The sequence below is a fragment of the Ruegeria sp. HKCCA0370 genome, from assembly GCF_013033705.1.
GTDB lineage: Bacteria > Pseudomonadota > Alphaproteobacteria > Rhodobacterales > Rhodobacteraceae > Ruegeria.
In genome coordinates this window covers 102,072-118,775 of sequence record NZ_WQEP01000011.1, presented here as the reverse complement: position 1 = coordinate 118,775, position 16,704 = coordinate 102,072, and the positions used below count along the sequence as shown (strand labels likewise).

Below are 16,704 nucleotides of genomic sequence, written 5' to 3'. Positions count from 1 at the left end.
TCGACAACGCATATGGTGACAGAAACCTCGTCTGCACATGCCCCCCAATGGACGCATACGAAGACGCCGCGGAATAGCATCAAAAACCCCGCCGAGTTTCGGCGGGGTTTTTTCGCCAATCGGAAACTCCTGTTCTGATTTGAGCCCTTTTGGGATGTCGTTTTTACCCAGCGAAGCGTCTTTTTCGCTTGCTGCGCGTGCGAAGGGCTCATAGCTCTGTGCGTGGGACACCCCTCCCCAACGAGGGGCGTGTATCTGGAAGGGTAATACAGATGAGCACTCAAAAACCGGCGACGCGGCCGGCCAATCCGCGTTTTTCCTCGGGCCCTTGCGCCAAACCCCCCACATTTGATCTGACCAAACTGGTCGATGCGGCCTTGGGACGTTCGCACCGTGCCGCCGTTGGCAAGGACAAGCTGAAAGCGGCCATCGAAGGCACGCGCGAGGTGCTTGGCATTCCGGCAGATTACAGGATCGGCATTGTTCCCGCCTCGGACACGGGCGCGGTTGAGATGGCTCTTTGGTCGCTATTGGGCGAACGCAAGGTCGAGATGCTGGCGTGGGAAAGCTTTGGGTCCGGTTGGGTGACCGATGTGGTCAAGCAGCTTAAGATCGACGCCGAGGTGAAGACTGCCGATTACGGACAGATCGTGGATCTGGCATCGGTCGATTTCGCCAATGACGTTGTATTTACCTGGAATGGCACGACTTCGGGCGTGCGCGTGCCGAATGGCGACTGGATCGCCGATGATCGTCAGGGTCTGACGATCTGCGACGCAACCTCGGCTGCCTTTGCGATGGACCTGCCTTGGGACAAGCTGGATGTGACCACCTTCAGCTGGCAGAAGGTTCTGGGCGGTGAGGCCGCGCATGGGATGCTGATCCTGTCGCCCCGTGCTGTTGAGCGCCTGGAGAGCTACACGCCGGCATGGCCGCTGCCGAAGATTTTCCGCCTGACCAAGGGTGGCAAGCTGATCGAAGGCATCTTCACGGGGGCGACGATCAACACGCCGTCAATGCTGGCGGTTGAGGATTATCTGTTTGCACTGGATTGGGCCCGTTCGGTGGGCGGTCTGAAGGGCCTTATTGCCCGCGCGAACGCCAATGCCGATGCCGTGCATGCGTTCTGCGATCGGAACGACTGGATCGAAAACCTGGCCGAAGACGCTGCGACGCGGTCGAACACATCCGTCTGTCTGAAATTCACCGACGCCCGAATTCAGGACGGCGCAAGCTTTGCCAAGTCTGTGGCCAAACGGCTGGAGTCCGAGAATGTCGCGTTGGACATCGGTGCCTATCGCGACGCGCCTGCGGGCTTGCGGATCTGGTGCGGCGGTACGGTCGAGACCTCGGATATCGAAGCGATGCTGCCTTGGCTGGCATGGGCCTTCGAGGCCGAAATCGCGGCGCAAACAGAAGCCGCCTGATCGCATCCCATCTTCACCGGGCAGCATCGGCCCGGACCTCTCAATACATTCAAGGACCACAAACATGGCTCCCAAAGTACTCGTTTCCGACAAACTCAGCGAAACCGCCGTTCAGATTTTCCGTGATCGCGGCATCGACGTGGATTTCATGCCCGATCTGGGAAAGGACAAGGACAAGTTGGCCGAGGTGATCGGCCAGTATGACGGTCTTGCCATCCGCTCGGCCACCAAGGTCACGCCGACCATTCTGGAAAAAGCCGACAAGCTGAAGGTGATCGGCCGCGCCGGAATCGGCACTGACAATATCGACAAGGAAGCGGCGTCGAAAAAAGGTGTGATCGTGATGAACACGCCATTCGGCAACATGATCACCACTGCCGAACACGCCATTGCAATGATGTTTGCCGTGGCGCGGCAGATCCCCGAGGCCTCGACTTCGACCCATGCGGGCAAGTGGGAAAAGTCCAAATTCATGGGGATCGAGCTGACGAACAAGACGCTCGGCGTCATTGGTGCGGGGAACATCGGTGGCATCGTGTGCGAGCGCGCGCTTGGCCTGAAGATGAAAGTCATCGCCTATGATCCCTATCTGGGCGAAGAAAAAGCCGCCAAGATGGGCGTCGAAAAGGTTGAACTGGACGAGTTGCTGTCCCGCGCCGACTTCATCACCCTACACGTGCCGCTGACGGATCAGACCCGCAATATTCTGAGCCGTGAAAACCTTGCCAAAACCAACAAAGGCGTGCGCATCATCAACTGCGCTCGGGGCGGTCTGGTCGATGAGGATGCCTTGGCCGAGGCGCTGCAATCCGGTCACGTTGCGGGCGCCGCGTTTGACGTGTTCAGTGAAGAACCCGCCAAGGACAACCCCCTGTTCAATCTGCCCAACGTGGTCTGCACGCCGCATCTTGGTGCGGCAACGACTGAAGCGCAGGAGAATGTGGCGCTGCAAGTGGCCGAGCAGATCTCGAACTATCTGCTGACAGGTGCGGTCGAGAACGCTTTGAACATGCCCAGTGTGACGGCGGAAGAAGCCAAGGTGATGGGGCCGTGGATTAAGCTGGCCGGCCATCTGGGCAGCTTCATCGGCCAGATGACCGATGAGCCGGTCAAGGCGATCAATATCCTGTACGATGGTGTTGCCGCTGAAATGAACCTGGCGGCGTTGAACTGCGCCGTGGTCGCCGGGATCATGAAAAAGTTCAACCCCGAGGTGAACATGGTGTCGGCCCCGGTTGTCGCCAAAGAGCGTGGGATCAAGATATCGACCACCAATCAGGACAAATCGGGTGCCTTCGAAGGCTATATCAAAGTCACCGTTGTGACCGACAAGCGCGAACGTTCCATTGGCGGCACCGTGTTCAGCGACGGCAAACCGCGTTTCATCCAGATCAAGGGTATCAATATCGATGCCGAGGTCGGCGCCCATATGCTCTACACCACCAACGAAGACGTGCCGGGCATCATCGGTGCTCTGGGGCGGACCATGGGTGAGAGCAACGTCAACATCGCGAACTTTACCCTGGGTCGATCCGAGGCCGGCGGTGAAGCGATTGCGTTGCTTTATGTTGACGAACCGGTTCCGGCTGAGGCACGCGCCAAGCTGGCGGAAACGGGTCTGTTCACACAGATCAAGCCGTTGGAGTTTGATGTCACCTGACATGGTCTGTTGAGTTTGAGAAACAGTGCAGGACCCGGATGATCGAATACCCGGGTCCTGTGTTTTCTCAGGCCGTAATATGCGGCACAAGCGAGCTGACCCTACCGTCGGAGGATCTATGACACAGCCTGTCTACGTTATTGGTGATCTGCACGGGCAGGTGGCCGAGCTGGAACGCGCGCTGTCTCTGATCCAGGGCGATGGCGGCCCGGATGCCCAGATCGTGTTTCTGGGGGATTACGTGGATCGCGGACCGGACAGTCGCGGGCTGGTCGAGCGGCTGATTGCCGGACGCGATGCGGGCCTGAACTGGATCACTCTGCTGGGCAATCACGATCGCATGTTCGCCTGGTTCATGGAGGATACGCCGCGTCACGATCCGCATTTGCTTGTCGGGTATCATTGGCTGCATGAAAGGCTGGGTGGGGTCGAGACCCTCCGCAGTTATGGGGTTGAATTCGAAGGCCGGATTCGTCTGGAAGATCTGCATCAGATGGCGCAGGCGGCGGTGCCGAAATCGCACCGGACCTTTCTGCGCGATCTGGTTCTGATGCATCAGACGCCCGAGCTTGCCTTTGTTCACGCAGGCATTCGCCCGGGCGTGCCGCTCAACGAGCAGCGCGCCAACGATCTGGTCTGGATCAGGCAGGATTTTCATACCCATCCGGGCCCGCATCCCAAGCTGATCGTGCATGGCCATACTCCGGTGGATCGGGCAACGCATTATGGCAATCGCGTCAATCTGGACACAGGTGCAGGATACGGACGCCCGGTGGGTGTTGCGGTGTTCGAAGGGCAGACCTGCTGGGAATTGACCGATCAGGGCCGTTTACCGTTGACCCCTTAAGTCACCCCTTTCGGGTAGGACACTGGAGATTGAATATGTATGTCGCCACTTTGCTGACCAATCCGGCAGCGCCGTCGCTGGACAGCGCATTGGCTGAGTCCTTGCGCAATGCCTGGGGCGGTGGAGAGGTCCTCTGGCTCAACCCGGATGAGGCGGCAGAGTTCGAGTTGAGCGCCATCCCCGACAATCGCTGGGATGTTTGGGCAGACCTGCAAGGGATGGGGGTGGACCTGATCGTGCAACCCGCGCAAGGGCGGCGCAAACAGATGCTGCTGGCCGATATGGACAGCACGATGATCCAGCAGGAATGCATCGACGAGCTGGCGGATGAGGCCGGCGTTGGCGACCGGGTCAAGGACATAACGGCCCGCGCCATGAACGGAGAGCTTGATTTCGAAGGCGCCCTGATCGAGCGGGTTGGTTTGCTGAAGCATCTGGATGAAAGTGTCATCGGCAAAGTGTTGCGGGAACGGATCACCCTGATGCCCGGAGGCAGGGAATTGCTGGCGACGATGCGGGCAAACGGGGCCTATACAGCGTTGGTATCCGGTGGCTTTACGGCCTTTACCGCGCGGGTGGCAGAGCTGTTGGGATTCGATGAAAACCGCGCCAACACTTTGCTGGCTGAAGATGGCAAGCTGACCGGAGACGTCGCGCGTCCTATTCTGGGGCGTCAGGCCAAGATCGAAGCGCTCGAGCAGATTACGGCCCGGCTTGGCCTGTCGGAAAGTGACGTGATCGCCGTGGGTGACGGGGCCAATGACCTTGGCATGCTTGGCCGCGCCGGGGCCGGGGTTGCCCTTCACGCCAAGCCGTCGGTGGCCGCGAAATGTGATGTGCGGGTGAATCACGGCGACCTGACGGCGCTGCTTTACCTGCAAGGCTATTGCCGCGCCGATTTCGTGGGCGGCTGATCAGGGCTATCTTTTATTTAACATTTGTGTTAAATAAGGGGGTATGAGCACACTTCTGACCACGTTTTCCGCTTTGTCCGATGCCACCCGGTTCTCGATTGTCGAGCAATTGATGGAGCAGGGCGAACTGCCTGCCGGTGATCTGATCGAAGGGCGCGGCATGTCCGGCGCCGCGATTTCGCGCCACCTCAAGGTGTTGCGCGAGGCCGGGTTGGTGCAGCAGCGTGTGCAAGGCACACAGCGGATGTATTCCATCCGATCCGAAGGGTTGCGGGCGATCGCTGACTGGACGATTTCCAAACGGCAATTCTGGGAAGGCAGCCTCGACCGTCTGAGCGATATTATCGAAAGGGAGAATTCATGGCCGATCTGAAACTGGAACGGGAATTCCCCGTCAGTCCTGAAGAACTGTTTGCGTGGATCAGTGATGGTTCCAAGCTGTTGCAATGGTGGGGCCCCGAGGGGATGCACGTGCCGGAACACAACCTGGATTTCTCACGCACCGGCCCTTGGTATTCGGTGATGGAGAATGGCGAGGGCCAGCAATACAAGGTCTCGGGCCACGTCACGCATGTCGACCCGCCGAAGTCGGTGGGTTTTACATGGGGTTGGCATGACGATCAGGATCAACGCGGCGCCGAAAGCCATGTGACCCTTTCCGTTGCCGCAACCGAAAACGGTGCCCGCCTTGTGCTGGACCACCGGGAACTGGCCGATGCCGAAGCAGCCGCGAACCACAATCAGGGTTGGACGTCTTCGCTGCGCAAACTCGAAGCACTTTGCAAATAGATATTCATCAGGGAGGAGTGATATGCCCCAATTTTTGTTTGTCTATCATGGGGGTCACACCCCGACCGACCCCGCCGAGATCGAGGCGACCATGGCCGCCTGGGGGGCTTGGTTTCAAAACATGGGCGACGCCCTCGATATCCCCGGCAACCCGGTTGGGCAGTCTTACACCGTCAGCAACAATGGCGTGGTCGATAACGGCGGCGCGAACCCGGCCTCGGGCTTCACGGTGATCAAGGCTGACAATATCGACGCTGCGACCGAGATGGCCAAAGGCTGCCCGATGGTCGTCAACGGCACAGGCTCGGTTGAAGTGGCCGAAATCCACGAAATCGAGATGTAGGACCTTAGTCGGGGAAACCCGTCGCAGGTTTGATCACGCCGCATTCCAGCCCGCGACGGCTGTATTGCGTGGCGTTCATGAATTTGCGGGTGGCCGGGTGATCGGCCTCCAGCACGCCAAGGCTTACCAGTATCGCGGCAATCGCGCATTCACTGGCGCGGGTGGTGCCATCGGTGATCTTTAGCGCAACGCCCATGCGTTTTTCCGGGATGATGGCCACGAACACGGCCTCGGCCCCGGTCTTGATGGCGACACGTCCGTTCATCGCGCGCATCAGCTCGGTGCAGGCCCGGGTCTCACCGGCAACCAGTTCCGGGTGTTTGACCATGGCCGCAACCAGCTGCATCGCTGCATCGCTGGAACGGTCGGACCGGTCTGCGGCTGAAGCAAACCAAGCCATCGAACGTGCCAAACCGAAAAGCGATGTGGCGAAATTCGGGGCGGAACAGCCATCGATGCCGTATGCCGGGCTGGTCTCGCCCGTTGTTTCTTCGACGGCAGACAGGCAGGCTTGTTGCACCGGATGATCAATTTCAAGGTATTCCGGCCCGGCGCCCATATGCTGTGCCAGAGTCAGAAAGCCGCAATGCTTGCCGGAACAATTGTTGTGGATCTGGCAAGGCGTGTCGTCCGCCAAAATCAGCCGGTCGCGCGCGGCGGTGTCGGCGGGCTCCTGTGGGCCGCACCGCAGATCGTGCTCGTTCAACCCCAGATGGTCCAGCCACGCCGTCACGCGATCCGTGTGGATTGCCGCCCCGTTATGCGAAGCGCAGGCCAACGCGAGGTGTTCGCTGGTCAGCCCGTATTTCGCCGCCGCCCCTGATGTGACCAGCGGAAGCGCTTGAATCATCTTGGCGGATGACCGCGGATATATGACGGATTGCGGGTCGCCCCAACTGCGCACGATCTGGCCCGTGTCATCGCAAATAACCGCATGACCCAGATGCAGACTTTCCAGCAGAGGGCCGCGCCAAAGTTCTGTCATGGGTACGGGCTGCGTCATCTGGACCTCCGAAATTTATGCGCAAAATTCTGCCAATCGCCCTTTCGCCTGTGGCGAAATCTGCGTTAGTGTGTGTATGTCGGCAATCATCGGAAGACGCAAACGAATAGACGAACTGGCAGGGTTCGCAGACGTGTCCGATGGGTATGAGGTAAGGGTCGAGCTAGGAGGCTGGACAAATGGGATCAATGCTCGTTCGCACAATAGCGGGCCTGTGTGTGGCAGGCATCGCAGCAACATCTGCAATCGCCCAACAGGCGACAAGCACCAACCGCGTTGCTGCAAAAACGGATTGGAGCGTTTTTGTCGAAGACGATCCCACCGAATGCTGGAGCGTCTCGGCACCCAAGGAAACCGTAAACACCCGCGGTGGACGTGTGGTTTCCGTACGGCGCAGCGATATCCTGCTGTTTGTGTTCTATCGCCCGAATGCCGAGGTGAAAGGCCAATTGACCTTTACCGGCGGCTACCCGTTTGCCGCGGGTTCGACGGTGAACCTGAATGTGGACGGGACCGAGTTCGAACTGTTCACAGAAGGCGAATGGGCCTGGGCCGCATCGGATGCGGATGATGCCAAGATCATCACCGCCCTGAAGCGCGGAACCGAGGCTGTTCTGACCGCCCGGTCCGAGCGCGGTACGCAGACGAAAGACACCTTCTCGCTGCTGGGCTTTACCGCAGCGATTGAAGACGCTGAGAAGCGCTGCACCAACTGATCTTGTCGCGTCGAGTGTTGAAAAGGCCCCGCCTCGTAGCGGGGCTTTTGACGTCTGGTCATCTGCCAGTTTTGATCCGTATCAAAGTTTCGCACTCGGCAATGTGAACTAAGTGGTTCAGCCACCTAGAGAGGACATCGTGATGAAACAGAAAACTTGGATCACTCTGGTTCTTGCCGCATCCGTCGCCGTGCTGAGCGCTTGCGAGAAGAACGCTGATTCCTATCCGATATCGGGCGAGCAATGTGGCCCGGAAGATCCGGTTCAGACCCTGGACGCCAGTGATTGCTACACACCGCCGCCGGTAAACTGATCAAAAAGGCCCGGCATGTGCGTCGTGCCGGGCCTGCCGGCTTAGGAAACCTTTTGAACTTTGCGCAGGTTCCTATATAGAGGCGCATCCCAAGCCCGATTCCTTTGAGATACGCCAATGTCGCCCAAAGCGCCGATCACCCAAGACGTCATGACCATCCCGCGCAAACTGCCCGACGGGAAGATCAACCTTGTCGGCCTTACGCGCGACAGGTTGCGCGACACCTTGATTGAACACGGCACGCCCGAGAAACAGGCCAAGATGCGCACCGGCCAGATCTGGCAGTGGATCTATCAATGGGGTGTACGCGATTTTGCCCAGATGACCAATCTCGCCAAAGCCTATCGCGCACAACTGGCCGAGCATTTCGTGATCGAAATCCCCGAAGTGGTGACGCGTCAGGTGTCCGAGGATGGTACCCGAAAGTATCTGTGCCGCATCGCCGGCGGGCATGAGGTCGAGGTGGTCTATATCCCCGAAGAAGATCGCGGAACCCTGTGCATCTCGTCTCAGGTGGGCTGTACGCTGACCTGTTCGTTCTGTCACACCGGAACCCAAAAACTTGTACGAAACCTGACATCCGCAGAAATCGTCGGCCAGATCATGATGGCGCGCGACGATCTTGAAGAATGGCCAACCCCCGGCGCACCCAAGGACGAAACTCGCCTGCTGTCGAACATCGTTCTGATGGGCATGGGCGAGCCGCTTTACAATTTCGAAAACGTCCGCGACGCGATGAAAATCGCCATGGACCCCGAGGGCATTTCTCTGTCACGCCGGCGGATTACCCTGTCGACCTCGGGCGTGGTGCCCGAGATCGCGCGCACGGCCGAGGAAATCGGGTGCCTGCTGGCGATCTCGTTCCACGCCACCACCGATGAAACCCGCGACGTTCTGGTGCCAATCAACAAACGTTGGAATATCGAGGAACTGCTGACAGCTTTGGCCAGCTATCCCAATGCTTCGAATTCCGAACGGATCACGTTTGAATATGTGATGCTGGATGGTGTGAATGACAGTGACGAAGATGCGCATCGTCTGATCGATCACATCAAGCGACACAACATTCCGGCCAAGATCAACCTGATCCCGTTCAACGAATGGCCCGACGCACCGTACAAGCGCAGCTCGAACAACCGCATCCGCGCCTTCGCCAACATCATCTATCAGGCCGGCTATGCCTCGCCCATCCGCAAGACACGCGGTGAGGACATCATGGCGGCTTGCGGTCAGTTGAAGTCGGCGACCGAGCGGGCGCGCAAATCACGCAAACAAATCGAGGCCGAAACGGGTCTGAGCCGATAGGGTTTGGTCCATCTCGGCTTGGCTTGATCGGATCGCGCCTTAAGTGTTTTCTGGCTCTGTCTGCACGTCACAATTGTTTTGTTCAAACTTAATGTTTCAGATGCTGAAACCACATGCATAATTTGCTATATTTCTCGAGCCCGTCGCTGAATTTGCCTCTTCAATTCGATGCACAAGCCGGTGAGGTGTCCGGGTCAGAGATGGCGAGTTATTGCGATTCCGCTAGACTGTTCCAAGTGGTGCAGAAAGCGCTCAGGTGAACTGAATTTCAGGTGGGCCACGATTATGAATGCAAGTTCTTTTTCGATCATCCGTTTTGGTGCCGCTGCGCTTGCTATCGTCTCGGGTTCAGGCTTGGCCTTTGCTGACGGCCAGGACGCTCATATCGCAATCGAAAACCCTGCCGAGTTGAGCAAACAAGAGGCTTTGGAACACTACCGATCCCTCAATCGCCGCATGGCGCGTGGCTACGCCGTGGCGCAACTGGACCTAATCCTCAACTACCAAAGCTGGCCGCTTTTCAACGATGCGCCCTATATTTCGGCAACCCACGGGCAAAGGTATGTGAACAGCTATGCCAATCGCATGGCGCATAACTACGCGACGTTGCAGGAAGGTGAAGAACTTCCCATGGGGTCGGTTCTTGCCAAGGACAGCATGACCGTGACGGATGAAGGTCACGTGCATCCCGGTGCTATGTTCGTAATGGAGAAACTGGCAGAAGATGCCAGCCCGGACACGGCGGATTGGCGTTACATCATGGTCTTGCCGGACGGCTCGGTCTTTGGGGACACTATGGGCGACCGCGCCGGTGCCGTGGCCTATTGCCATGTCTGCCACGAACAGGTGGCAGATCGGGACTACACGTTTTACGTGCCGGAAGAGTATCGAACACGCGACTGAGCCGGCTCAGGCTTGTTGCGCGCCCGGCAGCTTCAGTTCCGTCGCCTCGCGGCGGCTGAGTTGTTCGCCTTGTTTGCGCTTTGACAGAACTTCACGGGCCAGCGCGTATTTGTCGTCCTGCCAGAAAATCAAGCAGCCGTTGCAACCTTTGCCACAGCAACCCTCGGTGCCGATGCGGTTGGTTTTGAAACGGCGTTCGTTACCGTCTTCGCCGATCTTTTCAACCAAGGCGTCGCGACGGCGGGCATAGGCGCCAGGGTTGTCACGGCCCGAGGTTTCCAAACCCTGCACCAGCTTGTCAAAGCGGATGCGGCTCCAGTGTTCGTCGGTCAGGGCGCGTTCCTTGCGCAGAACGGAATAGACGGGGAACCGGGCGCGCAGATCGTCGATATCCTCGTGGTCGAACAGGGTGAAGGGCAGGCGGATCACTGTTTTGGTGCTGCCATGCACCACGTCCATCCGCGCACCATCGGATGCGCGTTCGAAATCATAGACCCGCAGCAGAACCGTCTCGCGCGAGATGGGCGAGACGAAATCCAGCACATCGCCCGGTTCCAGCTTGTTCTTTACCTCGACCAGAAAGGCATCCTCGGTCACTTCGGTGACGATCCCGGCATATTCCCACTGCGCGATGGACGCCGTGTGCTCGTAATCATGGGCGTAGTTGGTCAGCCGCCCCTCGTGGAAGGCCAGCGTGTAGCCGCGGTTTCCCACAGTCTCCAACTCGCGCATATAGGGTTTCGGGTCCCAGTTCTGGGGGTCGGCATAGTAATCGTCGATGGCCATGCGATAGGCCCGCGCGACGATGGCGGCGTAGTATTCCGACTTGCCGCGCCCCTCGACCTTGAGGCTGTCCACGCCGATCTTCAGGTATTCGTCTAGCTTGGGCATGATGCACAGATCGCGCGAATTGAGGATGTAGGAACCGCGGTCGTCTTCCTCGATCGGCATCAGATCACCGGGGCGACAGCCTTCTTCCAGCAGGAATTCGAACAGGTCGGCGTTTTCCTTGGTAATGCGCAACTCCTGATGGGTGCCATCCTTCAGGCGCAGTTTCAGCGCATAGTTCCAGCGGCAGGAATTGGCGCAGTTGCCCTGGTTCGCGCCGCGTTCCGCCATGAAGTTCGACAGCAGGCAACGGCCCGAATAGGTCATGCACATGGCCCCGTGGACGAAGGCCTCGAGCTTGATGTCGGGGCATTTTTCGCGGATCTCCACCAGTTCGGGGTAGGAAACCTCGCGTGCCAGAACCACCAGTTCCGCGCCCTGATCCTGCCAGAACTTCACCGACAGCCAGGAACAGATATTGGCCTGGGTCGAGATGTGCAGCGGCAGTTCCGGCGCGCGGTCCCGCACGTACTGGAACACGCCGGGGTCGGCGATGATCAACCCGTCCGGCTGCACTTTGCGGACCGTGTCGATATATTCGTCCAGCTTCGGGATGTCCTTGTTGTGCGAGAACAGGTTCAGCGTCAGATAGGCGCGCCGGCCATGGCTGTGGCAGAACTCGACACCCTCAATCACCTCTTCCAGCGAAAACTCGGATTTTGTGCGCAGCGACATATCGGGCGTGCCCAGATACACCGCATCCGCCCCGTAAAGGACAGCGAGTTTCAGCTTGCGCAGATTGCCCGCAGGCATCAGCAATTCGGATCTGGACTGGGTCATGGCGCCACCTGTCAAAGGATCAAGCCGGCCTTCTAATCCAAATGTTTCGAGTCCAAAACCCCGTTATCTGCGACGGAATCGCGCTGTACCGATGACCTTGACCAGTTGCTGCCGCACAGGTTCGGGTTGCGCCTCGATCGCGTTCAGAACTTCGCGCAGTTCGGCCCGCAGCCCGTGCAACTGGTCGATCAGTGAGATCATCATCGACAGTGCATCGGCCTCCATGTCGTACTGTTCGTGCAACTCGCAGGCCAGTTCCAGACGGGCGACGTCGATATTTTGATAAACCAGCCCTTGATCCGATTGTTCCGGAATCACGATTTCCGCCGCCAGGTATTCGGTCAGGCGGTCCGAGGTCAGGCGGGTGACCGTTTCGATCAGTTCCTTTTCGGTCAGGGTCATGACGGCATTCCTTTCCGCGGATCGTAGCTGTATGTTTTGCGCCAGGTCTCCATGAACTGTTTCAGATCGTCATCGATTTTGTTGGGCATCGAGACGGTCAGTTCGATCAACTGATCCCCACGCTCGGACGAGCCGCGTTTTTTGACACCCTTGCCCCGCAATCGCAGGGTTTTACCACTGCTGGTGCCCGCCGGTACGCTGACATTCACGCCGCCATCAATCGTAGGGGCGGGGACTTTGCCGCCCAGAATCGCCTCATCAATGCTGATGGGCAGCGTGATGTGGATGTCGTCGCCCTGACGATCAAACACCGGATGACTGGCGACCGAAACAGTTACCAGAGCGTCGCCAGGAGGGCCTTCGCCATATCCCGGGGCCCCTTTGCCCCGCAGGCGGATGGTTTGGCCGTCGGTAATACCTGCAGGGATTTTGACTTCGATCCGGTCGCCGTCTGGCAAGGTCAGTTTCTGGCTGGCACCGAACACGGCATCCAGAAAGCTGATCTGCAGCGAATAGTTCAGGTTGTGCCCCGGCGCGTGAAACTCATGGCCGCGCTGGCCGCCAAAACCGCCACGGCCCCCCATGAACTCGGCGAAGATGTCGGACATGTCGTCCGGGTCTGCCTGACGTCCGCGATAGGGGTTTCCAGCGGCTTCAGCATATTCACGGTAGTACTGTTGTTGCGGACGTTCCTGCCCCGAGGCGTCGATCTCACCATTGTCATACCGGGCACGGGTTTCCGGGTCTTTCAGCAGATCGTATGCGGCGGCGGCGGCTTTGAACTTTGCCTCAGCCTCGGCATCGCCGGGCTTCAGGTCCGGATGGCATTCCTTGGCGATGCGCCGATAGGCTTTCTTGATATCGGCGGCGCTGGCGTCTTTGGCCACGCCAAGAACGGAATAGGGATCGTCGCTCATCTCACACTCATGGCTCAGGGACAGGTCTGATCTTGATGAATGTGTTCTACCATGCGATTTCAACGGGTAAAACGAAAGAGGCGATTGAATTGTTTCGTAAAATCCTGCAGGTCTGTTAACATTTGCATGTTTCTAATTGTTGATTGACGGAGATCGTCACATGTCGCGTAGAATTAAATCGGCTTTGGCCTTGCTGGCGGGGAATGCCATTGGGTTGTTGCTTGCCTCGCTGATACTGTCGGGATTTGCGATCAAGCCGATCTCGTTCATCGTGGTGGTGATTGTCTTCACCGTCGTGCAGGTTGTCGCTGAACCCCTGATCCTGAAACTGGGCGAAAAGAAAGCGCCTGCGCTGAAGGGCGGGATTGCTTTGATTGTGACCTTTGTGGGCCTGTTGGTGACTGATCTCATAACCGCTGGGCTGACCGTAGGTGGAGTTGCGAACCTGTTGGGAGCAACGCTGTTGGTCTGGCTGGGGGCGCTGATCGCCAGCGTTGTGCTGCCGATCTACGTGTTCAAAGAACTGCGCGAAGCCAAGAAGTAATCACAGCGCGTTCAGGCTGGCCTCGATGGCTTGCCACAGTTCTTCTACAGGTTCGCATCCGACGGACAGGCGGATAAAGGCCGGATCAACGTCGTCGCCCCATCGCGCGCGCCGCTCGGCCGAGCTGTGGACGCCCCCGAATGACGTGGCCGGGCGCAGAAGCGGGCAATTGTTGATGAAGGCTTCGGCCTGGTCTTCGCTGTTCAGCGTCAGGGACAGAAGAAAGCCGAAACGTGTGGTCTGTTCTTGCGCCAGTTTATGCGACGGGTCGTTGGCCAGCCCGGGATAGCGCACCTGTTTCACTGCGGGATGTGCCGCCAGGCGTTCGGCCAATACTTCGGCCGAGCTGCACATCCGGTCGAACCGAACGTCCAGCGTTTCAAGGCCGCGATGCAGCAGCCATGCTTCATGTGGCCCCGGTATCGAGCCGGAGACTTTCCGCCATTCCCCGACCCGTTCCATGATGTCGCCGTTGCGGCTGGCCACATGGCCCATCAGCATGTCGGAATGCCCGCCCATCGCCTTGGTATCGGACGAGACAACCACGTCGATGCCTAGATCAAGAGGACGCTGACCCAGCGGAGTCATCGTCGTATTGTCGGCAATGGTTATGCCCCCGACAGCGCGCACCCGATCCGCCACCTCGGTCAGATCGATCATGTCCTGCCCCGGATTCGAGGGGCTTTCGGCAAAGATAACATCGAACCCGTCAAAACCGCCTTCGGCAAAGGCGATGGTGGGGCGTTCTTCAACGATCACACCCAGCCGCGACAGGAAACGATCGGCCAAAAGGCGCGTCACGTAATAGCCATCGGAGGGGATCAGCAGGCGTGTCCCGGCCTTTACGGTGGCAAACAGTGCTGCGGAAATCGCCGCCATGCCCGAGGGAAAGCTGAGGCAGGGCGCGTCCTCCAAATGCGACAGAACATGTTCCAGATGCACCCAAGTCGGGTTGTCCACCCGGCCGTAACTCGCCCGCCCGTCCGGGGTGCCCGGCAGGTGGTACATGCTGCTTTGGGTCAGCGGCAGCGCTACGGGTTCGCCCTTGCTCAGGGCATTTCCACGCAGATGCAGCATCTCTCCGGTCTTGGGTGCCATGGTTCAGCGCCCCGGGATTTCGTCGCGGGGCGGGGCGGGCTCCCAGTTTTCGATGATCTCGACCGCCTCCTGCGCCGTGTCCACAAAGCGGAACAGATCAAGATCCTCGTCCGAGATGGTTCCGGCATCGGCCAGCGCTTTCCAGTTGATGACCTTTTCCCAGAATTCGCGCCCAAACAGCAGGAAGGGCACGCGGTCCATCCGGCCGGTCTGAATCAGGGTCAGGGATTCGAACAGCTCGTCCATGGTTCCGAAACCGCCGGGGAAAATCGTGATGGCGCGGGCGCGCATCAGGAAGTGCATCTTGCGGATGGCGAAATAGTGGAAGTTGAAGCTGAGATCCGGCGTCACATAAAGGTTCGGGGCCTGTTCGTGCGGCAGAACGATATTCAACCCGATAGAACATCCGCCCGCGTCCTGTGCCCCACGGTTGCCTGCCTCCATCACTCCGGGGCCGCCGCCCGTGACAATCACGTTTTCACGGCAGCCGGTCTCGTTCGATTTCACGGTCATCAGCCGCGCAAACTCGCGCGCCTCGTCATAATAGGCCGACAGACCAGCCAGCGTTTCCGTTCGTGCGGTGTGTTTCTGCGATGGTTCAGGGATGCGCGCGCCGCCGAACATCACGATGGTCGAGGTGATCTCGCGTTCGCTCATGATCATCTCGGGTTTCAACAATTCCAGTTGCAGACGTACCGGGCGCAGCTCGTCCCGGCACAGGAATTCGTCATCGGCAAAGGCAAGGCGATAGGCGGACGATCGCGTTTGCGGCGTGTCCGGCACTTCGCTCGCGGTCGAGCGATCTGTCTGCGCATCGCGAAACGGATTGTGGCGGTCTTCTCTCATGGGTGATCGATCCCTGCTTGCGTGTTTTCCAAACAGCTATAGGGTTCGCGGGCAGAGTGCCAGTCACGGAAAGACAAGAATGAATTGGAAGAGCGAAATATCAGCGGCGCGGGATCGTATCGCCGGACATACGCAGGTGACGCCGGTGGTCGAGAGTCGTATTCCGGGCCATCCCATTGAGCTGAAGCTGGAGCACATGCAACACACGGGCAGTTTCAAGGCGCGCGGTGCGTTCAATACGTTGCTGAGCCTCGACGTACCCGATGCGGGTGTCGTGGCTGCATCCGGCGGCAATCATGGTGCAGCGGCGGCCTTTGCGGCGCAGGCGCTTGGATATCCGGCCAAGATTTTCGTGCCCGAACTGGCGGGGCCATCCAAGATTGCATTGATCCGGCAAACCGGAGCGGATCTGAGCGTTGTGCCCGGCGAATACGCCAATGCGCTGACACAGGCGCAGGCGCATGAAGCGGAAACCGGAGCGATGCAGATTCACGCCTATGATGCGCCGGCTACCGTGGCGGGGCAGGGGACCTGCTTTGCGGAATGGGATGCGCAGGGGCTACAGGCAGATACGGTTCTGGTCGCTGTCGGCGGGGGTGGGCTGATCGCCGGGGCGTTGGCCTGGTTCGACGGAGCGCGCAAGGTCGTGGCGGTCGAACCCCAGACCTCCTGCGCATTGAATGCGGCGTTGCAGGCCGGTGAACCGGTGGATGTTTCCGTATCCGGCATCGCGGCAAACGCGCTGGGCGCGCGCCGGATCGGGCAGATCTGTTTCGACCTGGCACAGGGGATGACGTCGGTCCTGGTGTCGGATGATGCCATCGCGGCGGCTCAGAAGGCGTTGTGGCAGGCGCATCGTATTCTGGTGGAACCGGCGGGCGCTACGGCGTTGGCAGCCTTGACCTCGGGCGTGTATCGGCCCGAACCAGGCGAACGCGTGGCCGTTCTGGTGTGTGGTGCGAATGTCGCGCCGGACCCGCTTGCGGGGTGAATTATCTGGTTGAGGATA

Annotated in this window: 20 protein-coding genes; 13 read left to right on the top strand and 7 right to left on the bottom strand. The window is 59.1% G+C overall.

The window, feature by feature from the left end; genetic code table 11:
• On the bottom strand, positions 1-231 hold a 231-nt coding region (locus GOW31_RS21905), incomplete at its 3' end, for a hypothetical protein (protein ID WP_217356715.1).
• Positions 232-272: 41 nt separating this feature from the next.
• Between GOW31_RS21905 and GOW31_RS19305 the strand changes: the two genes are divergently transcribed.
• The 7 genes from GOW31_RS19305 (at position 273) to GOW31_RS19275 (ending at position 5,980) form a co-directional block, all read left to right on the top strand.
• Entirely contained in the window at positions 273-1,427 is a 1,155-nt protein-coding gene (locus GOW31_RS19305) for a phosphoserine transaminase (protein ID WP_171172356.1), read from the top strand.
• A 64-nt stretch (positions 1,428-1,491) separates the two neighbouring features.
• Positions 1,492-3,087, top strand: coding sequence for a phosphoglycerate dehydrogenase (gene serA / locus GOW31_RS19300; protein WP_171172354.1), 1,596 nt, complete (start codon positions 1,492-1,494; stop codon positions 3,085-3,087).
• Between the two features lie 118 nt (positions 3,088-3,205).
• Entirely contained in the window at positions 3,206-3,934 is a 729-nt protein-coding gene (locus GOW31_RS19295) for a metallophosphoesterase family protein (protein WP_171172352.1), read from the top strand.
• 35 nt (positions 3,935-3,969) lie between these two features.
• Positions 3,970-4,848, top strand: a complete 879-nt coding sequence (gene serB / locus GOW31_RS19290; RefSeq protein WP_171172351.1) for a phosphoserine phosphatase SerB — start codon at positions 3,970-3,972, stop codon at positions 4,846-4,848.
• A gap of 43 nt (positions 4,849-4,891) precedes the next feature.
• Complete coding sequence (locus GOW31_RS19285; RefSeq protein ID WP_171172349.1) at positions 4,892-5,221, top strand: helix-turn-helix transcriptional regulator; 330 nt, start codon at positions 4,892-4,894, stop codon at positions 5,219-5,221.
• On the top strand, positions 5,209-5,637 hold the full coding sequence (locus GOW31_RS19280; RefSeq protein WP_171172347.1) for an SRPBCC domain-containing protein: 429 nt from the start codon (positions 5,209-5,211) through the stop codon (positions 5,635-5,637). Before GOW31_RS19285 ends, GOW31_RS19280 begins: the two co-directional genes overlap by 13 nt.
• Positions 5,638-5,659: 22 nt before the next feature.
• Positions 5,660-5,980 (top strand): YciI family protein, encoded by a 321-nt coding sequence (locus tag GOW31_RS19275; protein WP_170345529.1) that lies wholly within the window; start codon positions 5,660-5,662, stop codon positions 5,978-5,980.
• Positions 5,981-5,984: 4 nt separating this feature from the next.
• On the opposite strand, the gene GOW31_RS19270 is transcribed toward GOW31_RS19275, so the two are convergent.
• Positions 5,985-6,983 carry an asparaginase gene (locus tag GOW31_RS19270; RefSeq protein WP_171172345.1) on the bottom strand — a complete coding sequence of 333 codons (999 nt, stop codon included), beginning with the start codon at positions 6,981-6,983 and terminating at the stop codon, positions 5,985-5,987.
• Between the two features lie 179 nt (positions 6,984-7,162).
• Here GOW31_RS19270 and GOW31_RS19265 point away from each other — a divergent pair, with 179 nt between their 5' ends.
• From GOW31_RS19265 to GOW31_RS19250, 4 genes are all read left to right on the top strand, one after another.
• Positions 7,163-7,699: an invasion associated locus B family protein gene (locus GOW31_RS19265; RefSeq protein ID WP_171119964.1), complete on the top strand. Its 537-nt coding sequence runs from the start codon at positions 7,163-7,165 to the stop codon at positions 7,697-7,699.
• A gap of 142 nt (positions 7,700-7,841) precedes the next feature.
• Complete coding sequence (locus tag GOW31_RS19260; protein ID WP_171119963.1) at positions 7,842-8,012, top strand: hypothetical protein; 171 nt, start codon at positions 7,842-7,844, stop codon at positions 8,010-8,012.
• Positions 8,013-8,129: 117 nt separating this feature from the next.
• The gene (rlmN, locus tag GOW31_RS19255) at positions 8,130-9,317 is read left to right on the top strand and encodes a 23S rRNA (adenine(2503)-C(2))-methyltransferase RlmN (RefSeq protein ID WP_171172342.1); all 1,188 of its coding nucleotides are present in this window, start codon (positions 8,130-8,132) and stop codon (positions 9,315-9,317) included.
• Between the two features lie 285 nt (positions 9,318-9,602).
• Positions 9,603-10,220: a cytochrome P460 family protein gene (locus tag GOW31_RS19250; RefSeq protein WP_171119961.1), complete on the top strand. Its 618-nt coding sequence runs from the start codon at positions 9,603-9,605 to the stop codon at positions 10,218-10,220.
• 6 nt (positions 10,221-10,226) lie between these two features.
• Here the strand turns inward: GOW31_RS19250 and GOW31_RS19245 are convergent, their stop codons facing one another.
• From GOW31_RS19245 to GOW31_RS19235, 3 genes are all read right to left on the bottom strand, one after another.
• Positions 10,227-11,888, bottom strand: a complete 1,662-nt coding sequence (locus tag GOW31_RS19245) for a U32 family peptidase (RefSeq protein ID WP_171172340.1) — start codon at positions 11,886-11,888, stop codon at positions 10,227-10,229.
• A gap of 63 nt (positions 11,889-11,951) precedes the next feature.
• Positions 11,952-12,290, bottom strand: coding sequence for a hypothetical protein (locus GOW31_RS19240; RefSeq protein ID WP_170345537.1), 339 nt, complete (start codon positions 12,288-12,290; stop codon positions 11,952-11,954).
• Positions 12,287-13,207, bottom strand: coding sequence for a DnaJ C-terminal domain-containing protein (locus tag GOW31_RS19235; protein WP_171172338.1), 921 nt, complete (start codon positions 13,205-13,207; stop codon positions 12,287-12,289). The genes GOW31_RS19240 and GOW31_RS19235 overlap by 4 nt, the downstream gene beginning before the upstream one ends.
• A gap of 160 nt (positions 13,208-13,367) precedes the next feature.
• Here GOW31_RS19235 and GOW31_RS19230 point away from each other — a divergent pair, with 160 nt between their 5' ends.
• Positions 13,368-13,751, top strand: a complete 384-nt coding sequence (locus GOW31_RS19230) for a hypothetical protein (RefSeq protein WP_171172336.1) — start codon at positions 13,368-13,370, stop codon at positions 13,749-13,751.
• On the opposite strand, the gene GOW31_RS19225 is transcribed toward GOW31_RS19230, so the two are convergent.
• Positions 13,752-14,849 carry a cystathionine gamma-lyase gene (locus GOW31_RS19225; RefSeq protein ID WP_171172334.1) on the bottom strand — a complete coding sequence of 366 codons (1,098 nt, stop codon included), beginning with the start codon at positions 14,847-14,849 and terminating at the stop codon, positions 13,752-13,754. It abuts the gene before it with no gap.
• A 3-nt stretch (positions 14,850-14,852) separates the two neighbouring features.
• Complete coding sequence (locus GOW31_RS19220) at positions 14,853-15,695, bottom strand: TIGR00730 family Rossman fold protein (RefSeq protein ID WP_152459318.1); 843 nt, start codon at positions 15,693-15,695, stop codon at positions 14,853-14,855.
• A 79-nt stretch (positions 15,696-15,774) separates the two neighbouring features.
• On the opposite strand from GOW31_RS19220, the gene GOW31_RS19215 reads away from it, so the two are divergent.
• Complete coding sequence (locus tag GOW31_RS19215) at positions 15,775-16,686, top strand: threonine/serine dehydratase (protein ID WP_171172332.1); 912 nt, start codon at positions 15,775-15,777, stop codon at positions 16,684-16,686.
• The last annotated feature ends 18 nt before the right edge of the window (positions 16,687-16,704 follow it).